Origin of the sequence: Rhodovulum sp. DZ06 (genome assembly GCF_050586345.1) — a bacterium.
Classification (GTDB): Bacteria; Pseudomonadota; Alphaproteobacteria; order Rhodobacterales; family Rhodobacteraceae; genus JBOCEF01.
On record NZ_JBOCEF010000028.1, the window covers coordinates 23,015 to 42,646 of the forward strand.

The following is a 19,632-nucleotide window of genomic DNA, read 5'->3' on the forward strand; positions in this document are numbered from 1 at the left end:
TCGCATCCAGGCTGTTTGTGGCGCCACTATTTCAAAAAAACAATGGTAAATACCACTGTGCGAAACTTACGGGGTTGATTCCGCTTCCCCGATCGGCGATTTCCATGGACCATGGATCGAGGGAGGACCATCCATGAACGCCGCCGACATCGCCCCCGCCGCCGCTTCCGACGCCCCCGCCGCCCGGCCCGCCGCCCGGCTTGCGGACCGCCATGCGCGGTTCCATGAACTCGTCGCCCGCTGGGCGGCCGAGCGGCCCGACGCCATCGCCATCGAGGAAGGCGCGCGCCGCCTGACCTGGGCCGAGCTGGAGCGCGAGGTCGACGCCGTCGCCGCGGCGCTGACCGCCGCCGGGCTGCGCCCGCGCGACCGCATCCTGCTGGCGGCCGAGAACTCGGCCTCGGCCATCACCCTGGTCACCGCGGCCAACCGGCTCGACGCCTGCGTGTCGATCCTGAACGCGCGGATGAAGGCCTCCGAGATCCAGGCCATCGCCGATTTCGCGCAGCCGCGCCTCATCGCCTTCCCGCTGGTGGATGGCGGCGGCGCGGCGCAGGCGCTGGCCGCCGAATTCGGCGCAGCCCCCCTCTATGCCGACGCCTCCATCGGCGAGATCCACGCCCTGCCCGCCGCCGATGTCGCGCCGCTGACCGAGGCCGAGTCGCATCTCGGCCTGATCATGTTCACCTCGGGCACCACCGGCACGCCCAAGGGGGTGATGCTGTCCAACGCGACGCTGCTCGCGCAGGCCGAGGCGCAGGTCATCAACCGCGAGCTTTCGACGGCGGATTCGATCTACCTCGTCTCGCCCATCGCGCATTCCATCGGGCTCTCCTCCAACGTCCTGTCGGCCTTCGCCGCCGGCGCGCGGCTGCACGTGGCGCCCCGGTTCTCGGTCGCGCATCTCGTGGAGCAGGTCGCGGCGGGCGAGGTGACGATGATGGTCGCGGTTCCGCAGCTCTACACCCGGATGCTGGAGCATATCGAGGCCGCGGGCCTCGACATGTCCGGCGCGAAGCTGCGCGCGGCCGGGAGCGGGGGCGCGAGCCTCGACCCCGCGCTGAAGGCGAAGGTGAAGGAGGTGATCGGCGTCACCCTCTCGAACGGCTACGGCGCCACCGAGTTCGTGCCCGTCACCCGCGTGCCCATGGGCATGGAGGCGGCGAGCAACGTGGTCGGCCTGCCCTCGCCCGGGGTCGAGATCCGCATCGTGGACGACGAGGGCCGCGACGTCCCCGCGGGCGAGAGCGGCGAGATCTGGGCGAAGGGCCCCTTCTGCATGCAGGGCTATTACAAGGCGCCCGAGGAGACGGCCAAGGTGCTGATGCCGGGCGGCTGGCTGGCCACCGGGGACCTTGGCGAGATCCGCCCGGACGGGATGCTGGCCATCGTCGGGCGGAAGAAAGAGGTCATCATCCGCTCGGGCTTCAACGTCTACCCGGCGGATGTGGAGGCGGCGCTGAGCGCCCATGACGACGTGCAGGAGGCCGCCGTGCTGGGCCGCGCCGTGCCGGGGAATGAAGAAGTGGTGGGCTTCGTCACCGCCGCCCCGGGCCGCAAGGTGGACCCGGCGGCGGTGATCGCGTTCGCGCGCGAGTCGCTGACCGCCTACAAGGTGCCCTCCGAGGTGATCGTGCTCGAGGCCATGCCGATCGGCCCGACGGGCAAGATCCAGAAGGCGCTGCTCAAGGACCGCCTCTGAGCGGGCGCGCCCCCTCGGAACAGGGATGCGGCCCCCGCGCGGCGGGGGCGCATGGGTCATGGCGCGGGCAATATTCCTCCGCCCGGCGTCGTGACGGCAAGGCCCGCGGGGGACCTGACCGCGGGCCTTCACAACCAGCGCCGGACAGGGGGGCCGCCCTGTCCGGCGCATTTCGTTTCGCCCGTGTTGCGCGGTGGGGGGCTTCAGTCCGCCGAAAGGGCCGCGAGCTGCGCCGAGAGGCGGGCGCGGGCGGCGGCGAACTCGGCCTCCAGCCGCGCCACGGTCTCGGCCGCCGGGGTGATGGCGCGGGTGGCGCCGATGCCGTGCCCGGCGCTCCAGATGTCCTTCCAGGCCTTCGGGCGATCCGCCTCGCGGTCCTCGGCGAAGCTGGTCACGCCCTGCCCCGGCCCGAGCGCGTCGGGGTCGAGCCCCGCCGCCGCGATGGCGGGGCGCAGGTAATTGGCGGGGACCCCGGCGAAATGGCCGGTCCACAGGATGTCCTTCGCCGCGCCCTCGACCACCATGCGCTTGTAGCGCGGATCGGCGTTCGCCTCCTCGGCCGCGATGAAGGCCGAGCCGGCATAGCCCCCGTCCGCCCCCATCGCGAGGGCGGCGAGCAGCGCATCCCCGGTCCCGATCGCCCCGGCGAGGAACAGCGGCCCGTCGAACCAGGCCCGGATCTCCTGCACCATGGCGAAGGGCGCGCGGGTGCCGCCATGCCCACCGGCCCCGGCGGCGAGGGCGATCAGCCCGTCGGCCCCGCGCTCGACGGCCTTGCGGGCATGCAGGTCGCTGGCGACGTCATGCAGCGCGAGGCCGCCGCAGGCATGGGCGGCGGCGTTCACCTCGGGGCGGGCGCCGAGCGAGGTGATCCAGACCGGGACCCTGCGCCGCTCGCAGATCTCGAGGTCCCGCTCCAGCCGCGCATTGGATTTGTGGACGATGTGGTTGACCGCGTAGGGCGCGGCGGGGCGGTCGGGGTTCGCCTGGTTGTGACGGTCGAGTTCCTCCTCGATCCGCGCCAGCCAGGCGTCCAGCGACTGGCCGTCCTTCTCGCGCGCGTTGAGGGCCGGGAAGGCGCCGACGATCCCCGCCTTGCACTGGGCGATCACCAGCTCGGGCCCCGAGACGATCAACATCGGCGCGCCGATCAGCGGCAGGCGCAGGCGCGCGAAGGCGGCGGGAAGCGGCATGGGATCTCCGGGCTCGGTCGGGAGGGGAGGGCGCGGGCGCGGACGCGCTCAGCCCCGCGCGATGGCGGCGCGCAGGTTGCCGCGCATGGCCGCGAGGACCCGCAGCGCGGTCTCCAGCTCCGCCGGGTCGATGCCGGCGGCGGCGAGGGCGTCGACCTCGGCCTGCACCTCGGCCATCGCGCGCAGCAGCGCCCGCCCGGCCGGGGTCGCGTGGACGCGGTTGGAACGCCGGTCGCCCGGGTCCACCCGCCGCTCCACCAGCCCGCGCGACTCGAGCCGGTCGATCAGCTTGGAGGTCGCGACCACGCCGATCTCGAGCCGCCGGGCGAGGTCCGACTGGCTCATGCCCCGCCGGGCGGCGGCGGCGGCGGCGGGGGCGGGGTTGGGGTTGGGGGCGGTTTCGGAACGGTCTTCCGTTTTTTCCGCCCGCTCGGCCTGTGAGAGGTGGAGAAGCGCCCAGCCTTGCGCCATGGTGACGTCGTGCGGGCGCAGCAGGCGGTCGAACAGGATCCCGCGGAACCGGGCGATGTCCTGGAACAGCGGCCCGTCGCGCGCCGGATCGGCGGCGGGATCGGCGGGGGCGCGGCGCGCGTCGCCGGGCCCGGGCGCGGCCCCCGTCCCGGGCGCGTCCTGGGGCCTGTCGGCGGCGTCTGTCCGGGCGATCGTCGGGGCCATGCGGCGCGCTCCCTCGGGCCTTGCCGCCGGGATCGGCGGGGACCCAAAATTAATTCGCTTGCTCACTATTAGCAAGATAACTAATTCTGGCCCGCAATGACAGGCAGGGATGGCGGCCCCGACCGCCCCCCAGCATCACGACCGGATGGGAGGAAGGCCGAGATGACCGACGACGCCCCGCAGGCGCTGCGCATCACCCGAGAGGGCGGCATCGCGCTGCTCGAGATGACCAACCCGAAAAAGCGCAACCCGCTGAACCAGGCCCTGAAGGACGCGCTGGCCGCCGCGGCGCGGGAGCTGACCGACGACGCCTCGCTGCGCGCGGTGATCATCGCCGGCTCGGACGGCGTGTTCTGCGCCGGGGGCGACCTCAAGGCCATGAACGCCGAGCGCGAGGCCGGGACCTATGACGGGGCCGAGGATTACCTCGGCCGCCTGCGCCACATGCATGGCTGGGTGCGCGCCCTGCGCGGCCTGCCCGTGCCGGTGATCGCCGCCGTGGACGGACCCGCCTACGGCGCCGGCCTCGGCATCGCGCTGGTCGCCGATTTCATCATCGCCACCGACCGCGCGGCCTTCAACGCCTCGTTCTGCCGGGTCGGCCTCGTGCCCGACGGGGGCCTGTTCTACTCCCTCCCCCGCGCCGTCGGCGCGCAGCGGGCGAAGGAGATGTTCTACACCGGCCGCACCGTCACCGCAGAGGAAGCGCAGCGCATCGGCCTGGTGATGGAGGTCGTCGCCCCCGAAGATCTGATGGACCGCGCCTGGGCCTCGGCCCGGATGATGACCGAGGGCAACCCGGCGGCGTTCGAGCTGACCAAGCGGATCAGCGGCCAGGCGCTGGAGACCGACGCCGAGACGCTGCTGGCGCTGGAGCAGCAGGCGCAGTCGATCTGCCTCTCGAGCCGCTACAACGGCGAGGCGGTGGAGCGGTTCACCAACAAGAAGCCGCTGCGCTTCGACTATCGCTGAGCCGCGCGGCGTCCGCGCCGCGCCCGGTCCCGCCCATGACGCCCCGACGGCCCCGCAGGCCGCCGGGGCGTCGTCACGTCCAGGGGTTTCGCATGCGGCCCGCAGATATCGCTGTGCGAAACTAAAGCGTCATTTTCAATTGCACCCCCGGCGGCGCGCGCCTATCATCGCGCCCGTGCCGCGGGGGCTGCGCCAGCCGCGTGAAAGAGACGCCCAAGCGTCCGCCGCGCATGCCCGAGGGGGGAGAACCATGTTCCGCATCACCGACCTGCTGGCCCGGGCCGCAAGGACCTGGCCCGACGCGCCCGCGATCAGCTGCGCGGCGGGAACCCAGAGCTGGTCCGCGCTCGACGCCCGCGCGCGCCGCCTCGCCGCCGCGCTGCTGGCGCGCGGGGCGAAGCGCGGCGACCGGATCGCCTGGCTCGGCTTCAACGGGCGCATGGGGATGGAGACGCTGTTCGCCGCCCCCCTGCTCGGCGCCGCCGCGGCCCCGCTGAACTTCCGCCTCTCGGCCGCCGAGATGATCGAGACGCTGAACGACCACCGCCCCTGCGCCATCGTCGTGGACGCCGCCCATGCCGACACGCTGGCGGCGGTGCTGCCGCACTGCCCCTCGATCCACGCGGTGCTGGTCGAAGGCCCCGCGCGGGAGGGGATGGAGGCCTACGAGGACGCCCTCACCGCCGCCGACCCGGGCACGCTGACCGGCGACATGGCCGGGGGCGGCGAGGACATGCTGGTGATGTTCTACACCGGCGGGACCACCGGCGCCCCCAAGGGGGTGATGCTGTCCCACACCAACATCTTCGCCAACCAGATGGGCATCCTCGCCAACTGGGACATGCGCCCGAACGAGGCCTATTCCATCACCGGCCCGATGTTCCATTCCGCCGCCGGGGCCCGGGTCTACGGCGCGGCGATGATGGGCACGCACCTGGCGCTGGCCCCGAGATTCGACATCGGCGACCTGCTCGGCCGCATCGAGACCCACCGCGTCGCCATCGCCCAGTTCGTGCCGACCATGCTGGCGATGATGCTCGACCACCCCGAGTTCGACCGCCACGACCTGTCGTCGCTGCGCCTGATCACCTATGGCGCGGCGCCGATGCCGCCGGACCTGCTCTCCCGCGCCATGGAGGCCTTCCCCGGCGTGCGCTTCGCCCAGGCCTTCGGGATGACCGAGGCCTCGCCCATCGTCACCTTCCTCAACCCCGAGGATCACGAGGACCCCGACAGCCCGCTGCTGCGCTCCATCGGCCGCACCGCGCCCTTCGTGGACCTGAAGATCGTGGACGAGGACCGGCGCGATCTGCCCGTGGGCGAGGTCGGCGAGCTCGCCGTGCGCGGCGCCAACATCATGCTCGGCTACTGGGAGCGCCCCGAGGCGACGGCCGCCGCGCTGGTCGACGGCTGGTACTACACCGGCGACGCGGGCTACGTGGACGCGGACGGCTACGTGTTCCTGTCGGGCCGGATCAAGGACATGATCATCACCGGCGGCGAGAACGTCTACCCGATCGAGGTGGAGACCGTGCTGGCCCACCATCCCGACGTGCGCGCCGCGGCGGTGATCGGCAGCCCCGATCCGAAATGGGGCGAGCGGGTCCACGCCGTGGTGCAGCTGGTCGAGGGCGCGGAGGAGGACCCCGCCGCGCTGATCGCCTTCTGCCGCGAGCGGCTGGCGCATTACAAGGCGCCCAGCCTCGTGAGTTTCACCGCCGAGCCGCTGCCGCTGACCAAGGTCAACAAGGTCGACAAGCAGGCGCTGCGGGCGCGCTACGGGGGCGGCGCATGACCGGCGCGCCCCTCGCCGACGCCCTGTCGGCCCCCGCCATCCCCGCCCGCCACACCCTCTCGGGCTTCAACGCCGAGATGGGGTTCGAGCTGATCTCCTGGGGCGAGGACGGCCATGCGCGCACCCGCTTCATGGTGCAGGAGCGGCACCTGAACACCGCCGGGATCGTGCATGGCGGCGTGCTGTGCAGCTTTCTCGACTTCACCAGCGGCATGTCGGGCGTCTACACCCCGGACCTCGGCGCCCCGCGCGCCTGCGTGACCCTGTCGCTGACCACCGGCTTCGTCGCCCCCGCCCGGCGCGGCCCCCTGCTCGGCTTCGGCCAGGTGGTGGGCGGCGGCCGCTCCATCTTCCATGTCGACGCGCGGATCGAGGATTCCGAGGGGCGCCTCGTCGCCACCGCGCAAGGCGCCTTCAAACGCTCGCGGCCCCGCGCCGCCTGACCCCGCCCTTCCGCGCGAAGGGCCGGGCGGCGCGCGCCGCATACCGCCCGAAAGGACCCGACCCATGGCCCGCATCAAAGCCGCGATCTGCCGCGAACACGGACAGCCCATGACCATCGAGGAGGTGGAGCTGCGCGCCCCCTCCTTCGGCGAGGTGGAGATCCGCGTCGACGCCGTCGCAATCTGCCATTCCGACATCTCGCTGTGGCAGGGCGGCTTCGGCGGCTCGCTCCCCGCGGTCTATGGCCACGAGGCGGCGGGCGCCGTCACCGCGGTGGGCGAGGGCGTGAAGGGCTTCGCGGTCGGCGACGCGGCGGTGGTCACGGTGATCCGCGCCTGCGGCGCCTGCCCCAGCTGCGGGAACGGGCGCCCGAGCAGTTGCGAGGATCCGGGCGATCCGGCCGCGGGGCCCATCGCGTCCCCCGAGGGCGAGCCGATCTGGCAGGGCGTCTTCACCGGCGCCTTCGCCGAGAAGGTGGTGGTGGACCAGACCCAGATCGCGAAGATCCCGTCCGACATGCCGAAGGACGCCGCGGCGCTGGTGGCCTGCGGGGTCATCACCGGCGTGGGCGCGGCGGTGAACACGGCGCAGATCCGCGCCGGGCAGGACGTGGTGGTGATCGGCGCCGGGGGCGTCGGCCTCAACGCCATCCAGGGCGCGCGGATCGCGGGCGCGCGGCGGATCATCGCCGTCGACGCCAACGCGGCGAAGCTGGAGGGCGCGAAGGAGTTCGGCGCCACCGACGCGATCCTCGCCGACGGCAAGCCCTGGGTCGAGGTGAAGAAGATCCTCGGCGGCCGCGGCGCGGACGTGGTGCTGGTGACGGTGGGCGTGGCGAAGGTCTATGACATGGCGCCCCGCTACCTCGCCAATGGCGGCAAGGTGGTGATGGTGGGGATGCCGCATTTCGGCTCCAACGCCACGTACTCGCCGCTGCTGATGGCCGCCGCGGGCCAGGGGCTGGTGGGCTCGAGCATGGGCGACGTGATCGTCAAGCGCGACATCCCGTGGATGGTGGACCTCTACGCCCAGGGCCGCCTGAAGCTGGACGAGCTGATCACCCGGCGCTGGAGCCTCGAGGAGATCAACGAGGCCTTCGCCGACACCATGGCGGGCAACGCGCGGCGCAACGTGATCGTGCTCAAGCACGACTGATCCCGCGCCCCGGCGCAGGACGGGCCGCCCCCGGGGATCCCGGGGGCGGCCCTTGTGCATTCCGACGAGGGGCGGCAGGCGTCTTCAGCCCCCCTGGGCGGCGCGCATCATCGCGGCGGCGAAGCCCGAGGCCTGCATCCGCTTCATCTGCTGCTCGACCATCCCGCATTCCATCGCGATCTGCTGCGAGCGCTCCATGCTCATGCCCGTGGGCGAGACGTCGGGCTCCCCGACCTCGGAGATCGTCGCGCCCGCGGCGTCGAGCGCGGCGATGCGGGCGACGAAACCCTCCATCTTGCCCAGCATCTCCTCGACCCCCGCGGCGCCGATCTCGGCCTCGTGGGCCTCGATCATGCAGGCCCCGGCGGCGCGCATCGGCGCGTCCCAGGACATGTCCGGCGCGGCGGCGAGGAGCGGCGCCGGGTCGCCGCCATTGGCGGCCACCTCGCGCGCCATCATGCGGATCGCGGCGTCGCCCATCGCCTCGGACGCGGTCTCGAGCCGGTCGAGATCGGACTGGGCGTGGGCCGCGAGGGGGAAAGCGGCGAGCGCGCCGAGGGCGGCGGCGAAAAGGGCGTGTTTCAAACCTGGCATCCTTGTTGTCGTGGCGCGCCGCATCGGGCGCGGAACCGGGGGGCACGCTGCCTGCCCAAGGCGCCGGGAAAATGGCGCCCGGAACACGGCGCCGGGAGGCGCGCGGCGGGAGGCGGCGGGGGCTGCGGCAGGGGGCGCGGCGAGCGGCGAGGCGGGCCCCGCCATCGCCCCTTGCCGCCCCGCCCCCGCCGGGGCTATGTCGCGCCATGCTCAACGCGATGATCCTCGCCGCCATGGTCCTGACCGGCGGGCTGCTGCTCTGGCCGCGGCTGGCCACGGCGACGCTGTGGCGGGCCACGATCACGCCGCTCGCCTCGATCATCGGCAGCGGGTTCCTGGTGCTCGGCCCGATCCTCGACGTCAGCTACGGGGCCTTCGCGCCGCTGGCGATGGCGGGGCTGTGTGCGCTGGCCTGGGCCTTCGGCGGCGCGGTGCGGTTCAACATCGCCGCCCTCGACCGCGGGGCCGAGGACCCGCCCCTGGCGCGGCGGCTCGAGGCCGCGTCCTCGGCCGCCCTCGCCTTCGCCTTCGTGGTGTCGGTGGCCTATTACCTCAATCTCTTCGGGGCCTTCGGCGTCAGCCTCACGCCGCTGAACGACGGGTTCCACGCCGACCTGCTGACCACGGCGGTGTTCGTGGTGATCCTGCTGACGGGCTGGCTGCGCGGGTTCTCGGCGCTCGAGCGGTTGGAGCAGGTGTCGGTGGGCCTGAAGCTCGCCATCATCGCGGGGCTGGTGGCGGGGCTGGCGCTGTATTTCGGCGATGCGGCGCGGGAGGGGGCGCTGATGGCGCGCCCGGCGCAGGTCACGGGCTGGGGCGCCGCGACGCTCATGGCCGGGCTGATCGTCACCGTCCAGGGGTTCGAGACGGTGCGATACCTCGGGGCCGCCTATGACGCGCCGACGCGGATCCGGGCGATGAAGCTGGCGCAGCTGATCTCGGCCGCCATTTACATCACCTATATCGTGCTGCTGACCTATGCCTTCGACACCGACCCGGAGGCGCTGAGCGAGACGGCGATCATCGACATGATGCAGGTGGTGGCCCCGATCCTGCCGCCGCTGCTGGTGCTGGCGGCGCTGAGCGCGCAGTTCAGCGCCGCCATCGCCGACACCAGCGGCTCGGGCGGGTTGATGGCCGAGCTGACGGGCGGGCGGCTGAGCCAGCGGCAAGCCTACGGCGTGCTGGTCGGCGCGGGGCTGCTGCTGACCTGGACGGCGGACGTGTACCAGATCATCAGCTACGCCTCGCGCGCCTTCGCGGGGTATTACGCGCTGCAGGCCGGGATCGCGGCGATCCGGGCGCGGGGCGAGGGCCTTCGCGGGCGGGCGGCGTGGTACGGGGGGCTGGCGGCGCTCGGCCTCGCCATCGCGGGTTTCGGCGCGCCGGTGGAGTGACGGCGCGCGGGGGGGGCCGCTCAGCCCCCGAACAGCCCGCCGAAAATGTCCCCGAACGCGTCGCGCAGCGCGTAGATCAGCGCCATCAGCACCAGCGCCCCGACCACCATCATCACCGTCCAGGTGAAGAGCTGGAACCCGGCGGCCAGCAGCCCCAGCGCGATGGCAGGGGCGGCGGCGCGCATCGCCTCGCCGCGCAGGAGGGCGGCGGCCCCGAGGATCACCGCCAGCCCCGACAGCGCCCCGACGGCGACGCGCAGCCAGTCGTCGATGTCGCGCACGGGGGCGACGGGTTCGGGCTGCGGGCGCCCGGCGACGGCGCGGGCGGCGGATTTGGCGATGTCGGCGGCGAGCTCGCCCAGCCCCACGCCCGCGGGCTGCTGCGGCGCGAAGGGCCCGGCCGCGAGCGTGACGATGGCAAGGACCAGCGCGCCTGCGCCGGCGAAAAAGCCGATCCAGCCGAGGACCGGGCTTGCAGGAGCGGTGTCGGACATGTGCGGCGGCCTCCTCGGGCAGGTGCATCCCCCGGGGGGCAGCTTGCACCGGACGCGCCGCGCCGTCCACGCCCCCGGAACGCGAAAAGGGCCGCCCAACCGGGCGGCCCCTTCCAGATCCCCTGCCCCGAAGGTCAGGCGCGTTCGAACACCGCCGCGAGGCCCTGTCCGCCGCCGATGCACATCGTCTCGACGCCGTAGCGGGCCGAGCGGCGCTCCATCTCGCGCATCAGGCCGGCGAGGATCCGCCCGCCGGTGGCGCCGACCGGGTGGCCGAGCGAGATGCCCGAGCCGTTGACGTTCATCCGCTCGAAATCCGCCGCCTCGAAACCCCAGTCGCGGGTGCAGGCCAGGACCTGCGCCGCGAAGGCCTCGTTCAGCTCGATCAGGTCGATGTCCTTGAGCGACAGCCCCGCGATGTCCAGCGCCTTGTTGACCGAGGGCACCGGGCCGATGCCCATCACCTCGGGGCCGACGCCCGCCACGGCCCAGCTCTTCAGCGTGCCGTAAGCCTTCAGCCCAAGTTCTTCCGCAATGGCGCGGGTGGTGACGATGCAGGCCGAGGCGCCGTCGTTCTGGCCCGAGGCGTTGCCCGCGGTCACCGTCGCGTCCGGGTCCTGCTTGAGGCGGATCGGGCGCAGCTTGGCCATGCTCTCGAGCGTCGCCTCGGGGCGCGGGTGCTCATCCTTCGTGTAGGTCGTGTCGCCCTTGCGGGAGGAGACGGTGACCGGGATGATCTCGGCGTCGAACAGCCCGCCCTCCTGCGCGGCGACGGCGCGGCGGTGGGATTCCACGGCGAAGGCGTCCTGCTCCTCGCGCGGCACGGAATGGCTGCGGCGCAGGTTCTCGGCCGTCTCGAGCATGCCGCCCGGCACCGGGTAATTCATGCCGCCCGCCGTCACGCGGCCCTTGGCCAGCGCGTCGTCGAACACCATCGCCGCACCCTTGATCCCCCAGCGGCCCTTGGTGGTGAAGAAGGGCGCGTTGGACATGGACTCGGCCCCGCCCGCGATCACCAGCGAGGAGCCGCCGGAGGCGACCTGCATCACCGCGTTGATCACCGCCTGCAGGCCCGAGCCGCAGCGCCGGTCGATCTGGTAGCCGCCCACGGAAATGGGCAGCCCGGCGTCGAGCGCGACGACGCGGCCCAGCGCGGGCGCGTCCATCGACGGGTAGCACTGGGCGAAGATCACGTCGTCGACGCGCTCGCCCGGCAGGCCGGTGCGCTCCATCAGCCCCTTCACGACGGCGGTTCCCAGCTCATGGGCGTGCAGGTCCCGGAACTGGCCGCCATAACGGCCGACCGGGGTGCGGACCGGCTCGCAGATCACGACGTCTTCAAACATCTCTCTTTTCCTCCCTTTCAGGCGCGCGCGCGGGGGGCTCACGCCCCCGCGGCGGCGGCCTTCACGATGTTGCGGGCGATGATGATCTGCTGGATCTGGCTGGTGCCTTCATAGATCCGCAGCAGGCGCGCATCGCGGTAGAGCCGCTCGATCGCGTATTCGGCCATGTAGCCGGCGCCGCCATGCACCTGCACCGCGCGGTCGGCGACGCGGCCGGCCATCTCGGTGCAGAAATACTTGGCGCAGGACGCTTCCAGCGCCGCGGCGCCCTTGGCGTCGTAGGTGCGCGCGGCGTCGCGCACAAGGGCGCGGCCGGCGGCGAGCTCGGCCTGGCTGTCGGCCAGCAGGGCCTGGACCAGCTGGTGCTCGCAGATCGGCACGCCGAACTGCTTGCGGTCCATGGCGTAGTGCAGCGCCTCGTCCAGCATCCGCTGGGCGGTGCCGACGGCCATGGAGGAGACGTGGACGCGGCCGCGGTCGAGCACCTTCATCGCGGTGCGGAAGCCGCGGCCCTCGTTCTGCGGGCCGCCGACGATGAACTCGGCCGGGATGCGCACGTCCTCGAGGATCACGTCCGAGGTCTTGGTGCCCTTCTGGCCCATCTTCTTGTCCGGCGTCGCGATGTGGATGCCGGGGGTGTCCGCGGGCAGCAGGAACGCCGAGACGCCCGAGGCGCCCTTCTCGTCCGGGTTGGTGCGGGCGAAGAGGGTGAACACGTTCGCGCGCACCGCGTTGGTGATGTAGCGCTTGGTGCCGTTGATGACGAAGTCGTCGCCATCGCGCCGCGCCGAGGTGCGGATATGGCTGGCGTCCGAGCCGTTGTCGGGCTCGGTCAGCGCGAAGGAGGCGATCAGCTCGCCCGAGGCGAGGCCCGGCAGGTACTGCTGCTTCTGCGCCTCGGTGCCCTCCATCACGATGCCCTGGGCGCCGATGCCGACATTGGTGCCGATCATCGAGCGGAAGGACATGGAGGCGTAGCACAGCGCCTCGACCACCTGGCTCTCCTGCAGCACGTTGAGCTCGAGGCCGCCGTAGGCCTCGGGGATCGACAGGCCGAACAGGCCGAGGTCGCGCATCTCCTGCACGATGCCGGCGGGGATGTCGTCGAGCGCCTCGACCTCCGCCTCGGCCGGGATCAGCCGCTCGCGCGCGAAGCGCGAAACCGTGTCGAGCACCTGCTGGAAGCTGTCGTCGTCCATCGCCATCTCGTCCCCTCCTCCTCAAGGTCTGCGCGGGGGGCGGACAGGCGAGTCTCTCCCCCCATGGGTTTGGGGGTGTTGTCGCATCGACGTTTCAAAATCGCAATATCAAATACCGCTGTGCAGAATGATTTCGCCCGCGGCGGTCAGGCGCGGGATCCGGGCGAGGACGGGCGCGGCCCGGCACCACAGCGACCCTGCGCCCCGACGGCCCTTCGCCCCGGCGGCCCTTCGCCCCGGCGGCCCTTCGCCCCGGCGGCCCTTCGCCCCGGCGACCCTGCGCCCCGACGGCCCTTCGCCCCGGCGGCCCTTCGCCCCGGCGGCCCTGCGCCCTGGGCCTCAGCGGCCCTGCGTCCGGGCCCGCGCGCGGGCCTGCGGCGCGGGCTCGGCAGGCGCCTCCTCCTGCGCTTCCTGCACCTCGGCCCCGTCGCCGAGCCACAGCTCCACCCCCGGCGCGGCGGCGAGCGCGGCCGCGCCCGGGGACCGGCGACGCTGCCCGGAGCCGGAGACGTTCACCCCGACCACCAGGAAGGCGCCGGAGATGACGAAGGCGAACAGGGTGACCCCGAAGGCCAGCACCTCGTTGTCGAGATGCATGCCCGCCCCGGCGGCGTCCGGGCCGCGTTCGAACATCGTGCCCGCCATGGCGATGAAATGGACCGCGCAGACCGCGAGCCCGAAGCCGACGGCGCCGAGCGGCATCGGAACCCGCCCGCGCCCGCCATAGCACAGCCAGATCGCGCCGGTGCACAGCGCCGCGGCCGAGGCCGCCGCCACGCCGAGCCCGGCGGGCGTGTAGACCGGGCGCGCGACCTGCATCCCCGCCATGCCCAGGTAGTGCATCGCCGCCACCCCGAGCGCGAGCCACAGCCCCCCGGCGACGAGGCGGCGCGCCGTGCGGGCCCCGAAATGCACGGTATGCAGCGCCACCCAGGTCAGCGCGATGGCCAGCAGCGCCGAGGCCGCGGTGGTGAGCGCGTCGTAGTGCTGCTGCACCTCGAGCTTCACGCCCAGCATGGCCACGAAGTGCATCGACCAGATGCCGCCCCCCATGACCACGGCGGCCATCGCCAGCACCGGCCTGCGCCGTTCATAGGACAGTTCGGCCGCCCCCCGGGTCAGCGACAGCCCGGTGAACCCCGCCATCAACGAGATGGCGAGCGAGGCGGCGACCAGCAGCAGGTCATGTTCGTGGGACAGCATCGCAGTCACTTGATCGAGGGCGCTCCGCGCGGGGAACGGGCCGGGGCGGACGCAGGCCGCCGCCGCGGCGACACAGGGCGAACAGGGACGTCGCCCCGGCGAACCGCGGCGCGTCCGTCCCTGTTTCGCAATCAAGCGTTAAAAACTTGCCTACCACGCCCGCCCGCCGAATTTGCCAAATGACAGCGCCGCACCGATTCACTAATTGTTAACCCGCGAATTGATGCGCGGCGTCGCCCGTCCCGACGCCCCCCGGGAAAGAGGCTGAAATTCATGACCGATTATTTCGTCACCACCGAAGCCGACATCGTGAACGCCGCCGACGGCCTGCTGTCGCTGCGCGAAGCCGTCGCCCAGGCCGAGGCCGACGGGACCGCGTCGCGCATCTTCTTCGACTCCGGCGTCTCGAACCTGGCGGTCTCCGGCCAGATCGGCATCACCGAGGATCTCGAGATCTACGGCGCCAACGCCGCCGGGGCCGTCACCCTGACCGGCGGCGGCGCGAACCGGTTCTTCACCATCAACGGCGCGACGGTCGACATCCACGACGCCCGCCTGACCGGCGGGTCGGAGACGAGCGGCGGCGCGATCAACGCGTTCAATGCCGAGCTGACGCTGCAGAACGTCACCCTCAGCGCCAACGAGGCGAGCCAGTGGGGCGGCGCGATCAACGCCAGCGCCAGCGCGGTGACGCTCGTGGACGTTTACGCCTCCGACAACGACGCCGGGTCCGAGGGCGGCGCGGTGCGCATGGACGGCGGCACGCTGGAGGTCTCGGGCGGGGCGCTGGACGGCAACACCGCCCAGGCGGGCGGCGCGCTGGCGCTCGTGGGCGCGGATTCGACCCTCTTCGACGCGTTGCTGACCTGGAACGAGGCGAATGCGGGCGGCGGCTTATACCTTGTCGGCGGCACGCTTGACCTCGACGGGACCCGGATCAGGAACAACCATGCCTTCAGCGACGGCGGCGGCCTCTATGCCAACGACGCCGACATCCTGATGCACGACGGCTCGCGTCTCCACGGCAACAGCTCGGACCTCTATGGCGGCGGCGCCGAGCTGATCCAGTCGACGCTGCTCCTGCTCGACCAGTCCAGCATCAACGCCAACAGCGCCGAGACCGGCGGCGGCGTCTACGCGGTGCTGTCGAGCATCGAGACGGACTTCAGCGGCGGCTTCACCGGCAACACGGCGGATTGGGGCGGGGGCCTGTCGCTGTTCCACTCGGACCTGTTCGCGTCGCACTGGTCGCCGGACTTCCAGCCGCTCATCTCCGGCAACAGCGCGACCTATTCCGGCGGCGGCGTGCTCGCCGGCGGCACGTCGAGCGTCGAGGGGATGTGGTTCGAATCGAACACGGCCGGGGATCTCGGCGGCGGGATCAACGCGACCGGCCAGACGCTGCTGCGCGACCTGACGCTGGCGAACAACACCGCCGGGTCCGGCGGCGGGATCGCGGTGTCCGGCTTCGGCCGCGCCGACCTGGTGGACGTGGCCCTGTGGGACAACAGCGCGGCCGAGGGCGGCGGCGCCTGGTTCGACAGCGCGGCGACGAGCGCCAGCACCCTGACCAACGTGATCGCCCAGGGCAACGCGGCGGACCTGGGCGGCGGTCTGTGGTTCGGGAACGGGCAGCTGGCCGATCTCGCCCATGTTTCGGTCGGCGGCAACAGCGCGGCGATCGACGGCGGCGGCATCCTGGCGACCGGCGGCGGCGCCGTCGGCATCGCCAATTCCATCGTCGCGGGGAACGTCGCGGGCGCGCTCGGCGACGACATCCGCGACTGGGCGGGGACCTCTCCCGTCTCGCTGCTCGGGGCCAACCTGCTGGGCGAGGCGGATGATTTCGGCGGCGCCCTGACCCCCGGCGCGACGGTGCTGGCGGATGCGGGCCTCGACTGGCGCGCGGTCTGGGGGACGGCGGACCCGGATGGCGGGCCGGGGGTTTTCCTGGACCCTGTCGCGCTGCGGCTGACCATGCCGCTGGTGAATTCCGGCGCCAACCCGGCCGTCGGCGGCGCCGATCTCGGCTTCACCCCGGCGGACGCGTTCGACCTCGACGGCGACGGCGACGAGGCCGAGCCGCTGCCCACCGACATCGCCGGCGGGTTGCGCGATCCGCTCTCGGGCGATATCGGCGCGGCCTCGACCGGCGTCGGGCCGCTCGAGGCCGCGTCGCTGGTGGTGACCATCGCGAACGACATCGTGGACGCGACGGATGGCGAGACCTCGCTGCGCGAAGCCGTGGCGGCGGTGCAGTCGGGCGCGCTGAGCGGGACGATCACCTTCGCCGGCGGCGCGGGCGAGACGTTCGAGAACGGCGGCGAGGTGCGCTTCTGGGGCCAGCCGCTGACGCTGGGCGCGGCGGCGGGCGGCGGGCCCGTCGTGATCGACGGCGACGCGAATGGCGACGGGATCGGCGACGTGACCATCGACGGGCGCGTCTTCGCGACCGGGACGGCCGAGCTGATCCAGCTCGACCTCAAGGGCGGGCTGACGGTGGCGGCGGGCGGCGACGTGCTGCTGCGCGACAGCGTGGTCCGCGGCGGCGACGCGCGCCTGAGCCTGTTCGGCCCGCTGGACGGCCCGGCGGCGGGCGGCGGCTTCCTGGTCGAGGATGGCGGCGCGCTGACCCTGCTGCGCTCCACCGTGCGGGACAATACCGGCGGCCTCGGCGCGGGCGGCGCGGTGGAGGCGGGGGGGAGCCTGCTCTCCGTCGGCTCGACCATCGAGGGGAACGAGGCCATCGCGACCGGCGGCGCCGTGCCGACGAGCGGCGATGGCGGCGGGCTGTGGGTGGCGGGGGACGCCACGCTGATCTCCACCACCGTGGCCGGGAACACCGCGTCGTCGAATGGCGGCGGCATCGCCGCGGTCGGGGACGCGCGGCTGGCGCTGCTGTCCTCGACCGTCGCGTTCAACGACGCCTGGGACGGGCACGGCATCCACCTCGACCTCTCGGCCGGGTCCGACGGGATCGTGGTCGCCGACAGCATCGTCGCGGGCAACGGCATCGCGAGCTTCGACGACGACATCTTCACCACCGGCGCGGGCGACGTGGTGGTCACCGGCGGCGGCGCCATCTTCGGGCGCGCGATCTTCGACGACAGCCTCGCCGCCTTCCCCAAGACCATCGCCCCGGTGCTGGAGACGACCCCGGGCCACTCGGCGCCCGTGGTCACGGTGCTGGAGGATGCGGGCCTCGACATCGCGGACATCTTCGTGCAGCGGGACGGCGCCTGGCTGGCGCAGCACCGCGGGCCGGTGGAGACCATCGCGCTGAACCTCTCGGCCGCCAATCCCGCGCTGGATGCGGGCCTGCCGCCGCCGGGCTGGTTCCCCCCGGGCGATCACCCCTTCGCCGACGCCGCCAACCCCTGGGGCGTCACGCTCGAATTCTCGGCCAATGACTGGTTCCGCGCCACGGACTTCCTCGACCCGTTCTCCGAGGACGCGCCGCTGTCGGATTTCGGCGCTTACGAGGCCCCGCGCTTCGTGGTCGACGACGTCATGATGCTCTCCGTCAGCATGGAGGGCGTGGCCTATGCGCTCGGCTTCGGCGCGCAGGCGGGCGTGGCCTATGGCGACGCCGCCCATTTCGCCAACGCGGTGATCGAGGGCTTCGGCGCCGACGACCTGGTCCGCTTCACCGGCGCCGAGGTCGCGCAGTTCACCCGCACCGCCACGGGCTTCGCGCATGACGAGGACGGGGACGGAACGCCCGAGACCTTCTTCGACGTCGCCACCGCTGCGAATGCCGAGCTGGTCCTGGCCCAGACCGCCGGGGGCGTGGAGCTGACCGCCGAGGCCCGCCCGGTGATCGGCGAGGTGATGCGCGTCACGGCGACCGCCTACTGGCAGACCATCGACTTCGCCAACACCTATGAAAACGCGGTGGTGCTGGCCGTCTCGCCCGGGCTCGGCCAGGACGTCTACGCCGTCACCCGCCTGCGCGATGTCGGCCCCGACGGCGCCCAGATCCGCCTGCAGCAGGAGGAACGCACCTATCTGCGCCTCGAGCCGGTGCCGCATTTCCCCGAGCAGGTCACGCTGCTGGTGCTCGAGGCCGGGGTTCACCAGCTGGCGGACGGCACGATCCTGCACGCGGGCGTCGCCAACACCTCGCAGGTGGCGGAGCGCGGCTTCGAGACGGTGCATTTCGACCTGCCGGACGGCGCCCTTCCGGCGGTCTTCGCCCAGGTCCAGAGCTTCAACGGCCCCGCCGTGGTCAACGCGCGGCTGAACGACGTGGGCTGGAATTCCTTCGGCGTCGCGCTGCAGGAAGACGAGTCGAGCGACCTTTACCACGCCGCCGAGGATGTCGGCTGGCTGGCCATCGAACAGGGAAGCGGCGACTGGAGCGGGCTGGACTACGAGGCCGGCCAGGCCTGGCTCGCCGCCGACGGCATCGTGCGCGCGCAGAGCTTCGACAGCGCCTTCGCCGCCGCGCCCGAGAACGTGATGGCGCAGGCCACCTCGGCCTTCGACATGGAGCATATCGGCGCCCGCGTGGGCGGGATCCGCGCCGACGGCTTCGATGTCCGCCTCGTCGAGGACAAGGCGGTCAACTACGAGCAGAGCCATGCCTTCGAGCATCTCAACTGGCTGGCCTTCAGCGGGTCGGGCACGCTCGAGGGCCGGTCGATGCAGAAGGTCTACGAGGCCGGCACCGCGGTGGTCGACCACACCGGCTTCCATGTCGAGTTCGCATCGGCCTTCGTGAACCCGGTGGTGATCGTGCAGGTCGAGACGCCCCTCGGGGTCGATCTGGTGATCGGCCGGGTCTCGGACGTCGATGCGCATGGCTTCGACGTGCGCCTGCAGGAGCTGGACAGTTCCGACGGCTACCACGCCCCGCACGCGGTCTCCTGGATCGCGGTCGAGGCCGGGGCCTGGCTCGTCGACGGGATGGTGATGCAGGCCGGGCTTGATGCGACCGAGGGCGACGGGATCGCGAACTGGGACTACCAGGGCGAACTGGCGGACGTGTTCGAGGGCCGCCCGGCGGTGTTCGCGCAGACCCAGACCGAGAACGACCCCTCCTTCCTCGCCTCCTGGGCGCGTCCCGCCTGGCCGAATTACGTCGGCCTCGAGATCGAGGGCGACGCGCACGGGGCCGAGACGATGGGCTGGCTCGCGGTCGAGACCGGGGTGGAGCGGACCGAGGACGGCGCGATGCAGTCCGAGGCCGGCGTGATCCGCTCGGACGGGATGTGGGAGCGGCAGGCCTTCTCGGGCGCGTTCGACGATGCGCCGCTGGTGTTCGTCGAGCGCGGCTCGGGCGAGAACGCGTACGACCGCACGGTGACGCCGATCCAGCCGGTGGATGCGGCCGGGTTCGCCCACCGGCTGCAGGTCTCGGCCACCACGGACGAGGAGATCCCCGCGACGCCCGAGCAGGACCTGTCCTGGTTCGCGCTGGCCGAGGAAGGCGAGGGCTGGGGCTACGCGATCGGCTGAGGC

General features: G+C 72.5%; 14 protein-coding genes. 7 read left to right on the forward strand and 7 right to left on the reverse strand.

Annotated features, from left to right (window positions below; translation table 11 throughout):
- Positions 1-133: 133 nt before the first annotated feature.
- Positions 134-1,702 (forward strand): class I adenylate-forming enzyme family protein, encoded by a 1,569-nt coding sequence (locus ACQ5SO_RS13090; protein ID WP_430942057.1) that lies wholly within the window; start codon positions 134-136, stop codon positions 1,700-1,702.
- Between the two features lie 203 nt (positions 1,703-1,905).
- On the opposite strand, the gene ACQ5SO_RS13095 is transcribed toward ACQ5SO_RS13090, so the two are convergent.
- Complete coding sequence (locus tag ACQ5SO_RS13095; RefSeq protein ID WP_430942058.1) at positions 1,906-2,895, reverse strand: NAD(P)H-dependent flavin oxidoreductase; 990 nt, start codon at positions 2,893-2,895, stop codon at positions 1,906-1,908.
- 48 nt (positions 2,896-2,943) lie between these two features.
- The gene (locus tag ACQ5SO_RS13100; protein ID WP_430942059.1) at positions 2,944-3,570 is read right to left on the reverse strand and encodes a MarR family winged helix-turn-helix transcriptional regulator; all 627 of its coding nucleotides are present in this window, start codon (positions 3,568-3,570) and stop codon (positions 2,944-2,946) included.
- Between the two features lie 162 nt (positions 3,571-3,732).
- Between ACQ5SO_RS13100 and ACQ5SO_RS13105 the strand changes: the two genes are divergently transcribed.
- The 4 genes from ACQ5SO_RS13105 to ACQ5SO_RS13120 all read left to right on the forward strand — a co-directional run bounded on the left by ACQ5SO_RS13105 (position 3,733) and on the right by ACQ5SO_RS13120 (position 7,936).
- Entirely contained in the window at positions 3,733-4,542 is an 810-nt protein-coding gene (locus ACQ5SO_RS13105; protein WP_430942060.1) for an enoyl-CoA hydratase/isomerase family protein, read from the forward strand.
- Positions 4,543-4,792: 250 nt separating this feature from the next.
- Complete coding sequence (locus ACQ5SO_RS13110; RefSeq protein WP_430942061.1) at positions 4,793-6,337, forward strand: long-chain-fatty-acid--CoA ligase; 1,545 nt, start codon at positions 4,793-4,795, stop codon at positions 6,335-6,337.
- Positions 6,334-6,780, forward strand: coding sequence for a PaaI family thioesterase (locus ACQ5SO_RS13115; RefSeq protein WP_430942062.1), 447 nt, complete (start codon positions 6,334-6,336; stop codon positions 6,778-6,780). The genes ACQ5SO_RS13110 and ACQ5SO_RS13115 overlap by 4 nt, the downstream gene beginning before the upstream one ends.
- 64 nt (positions 6,781-6,844) lie before the next feature.
- Complete coding sequence (locus ACQ5SO_RS13120; protein ID WP_430942063.1) at positions 6,845-7,936, forward strand: zinc-binding dehydrogenase; 1,092 nt, start codon at positions 6,845-6,847, stop codon at positions 7,934-7,936.
- A gap of 84 nt (positions 7,937-8,020) precedes the next feature.
- On the opposite strand, the gene ACQ5SO_RS13125 is transcribed toward ACQ5SO_RS13120, so the two are convergent.
- On the reverse strand, positions 8,021-8,521 hold the full coding sequence (locus ACQ5SO_RS13125; RefSeq protein WP_430942064.1) for a hypothetical protein: 501 nt from the start codon (positions 8,519-8,521) through the stop codon (positions 8,021-8,023).
- A 215-nt stretch (positions 8,522-8,736) separates the two neighbouring features.
- On the opposite strand from ACQ5SO_RS13125, the gene ACQ5SO_RS13130 reads away from it, so the two are divergent.
- The gene (locus ACQ5SO_RS13130) at positions 8,737-9,927 is read left to right on the forward strand and encodes a hypothetical protein (protein WP_430942065.1); all 1,191 of its coding nucleotides are present in this window, start codon (positions 8,737-8,739) and stop codon (positions 9,925-9,927) included.
- A gap of 20 nt (positions 9,928-9,947) precedes the next feature.
- Here the strand turns inward: ACQ5SO_RS13130 and ACQ5SO_RS13135 are convergent, their stop codons facing one another.
- From ACQ5SO_RS13135 to ACQ5SO_RS13150, 4 genes are all read right to left on the reverse strand, one after another.
- Entirely contained in the window at positions 9,948-10,421 is a 474-nt protein-coding gene (locus ACQ5SO_RS13135) for a hypothetical protein (protein WP_430942066.1), read from the reverse strand.
- Between the two features lie 134 nt (positions 10,422-10,555).
- Positions 10,556-11,767 (reverse strand): acetyl-CoA C-acetyltransferase, encoded by a 1,212-nt coding sequence (locus ACQ5SO_RS13140; protein ID WP_430942067.1) that lies wholly within the window; start codon positions 11,765-11,767, stop codon positions 10,556-10,558.
- Positions 11,768-11,805: 38 nt separating this feature from the next.
- Complete coding sequence (locus tag ACQ5SO_RS13145; RefSeq protein WP_430942068.1) at positions 11,806-12,972, reverse strand: acyl-CoA dehydrogenase family protein; 1,167 nt, start codon at positions 12,970-12,972, stop codon at positions 11,806-11,808.
- A 333-nt stretch (positions 12,973-13,305) separates the two neighbouring features.
- The gene (locus ACQ5SO_RS13150; protein ID WP_430942069.1) at positions 13,306-14,169 is read right to left on the reverse strand and encodes an MHYT domain-containing protein; all 864 of its coding nucleotides are present in this window, start codon (positions 14,167-14,169) and stop codon (positions 13,306-13,308) included.
- A 273-nt stretch (positions 14,170-14,442) separates the two neighbouring features.
- Here ACQ5SO_RS13150 and ACQ5SO_RS13155 point away from each other — a divergent pair, with 273 nt between their 5' ends.
- The gene (locus tag ACQ5SO_RS13155) at positions 14,443-19,629 is read left to right on the forward strand and encodes a beta strand repeat-containing protein (protein WP_430942070.1); all 5,187 of its coding nucleotides are present in this window, start codon (positions 14,443-14,445) and stop codon (positions 19,627-19,629) included.
- The last annotated feature ends 3 nt before the right edge of the window (positions 19,630-19,632 follow it).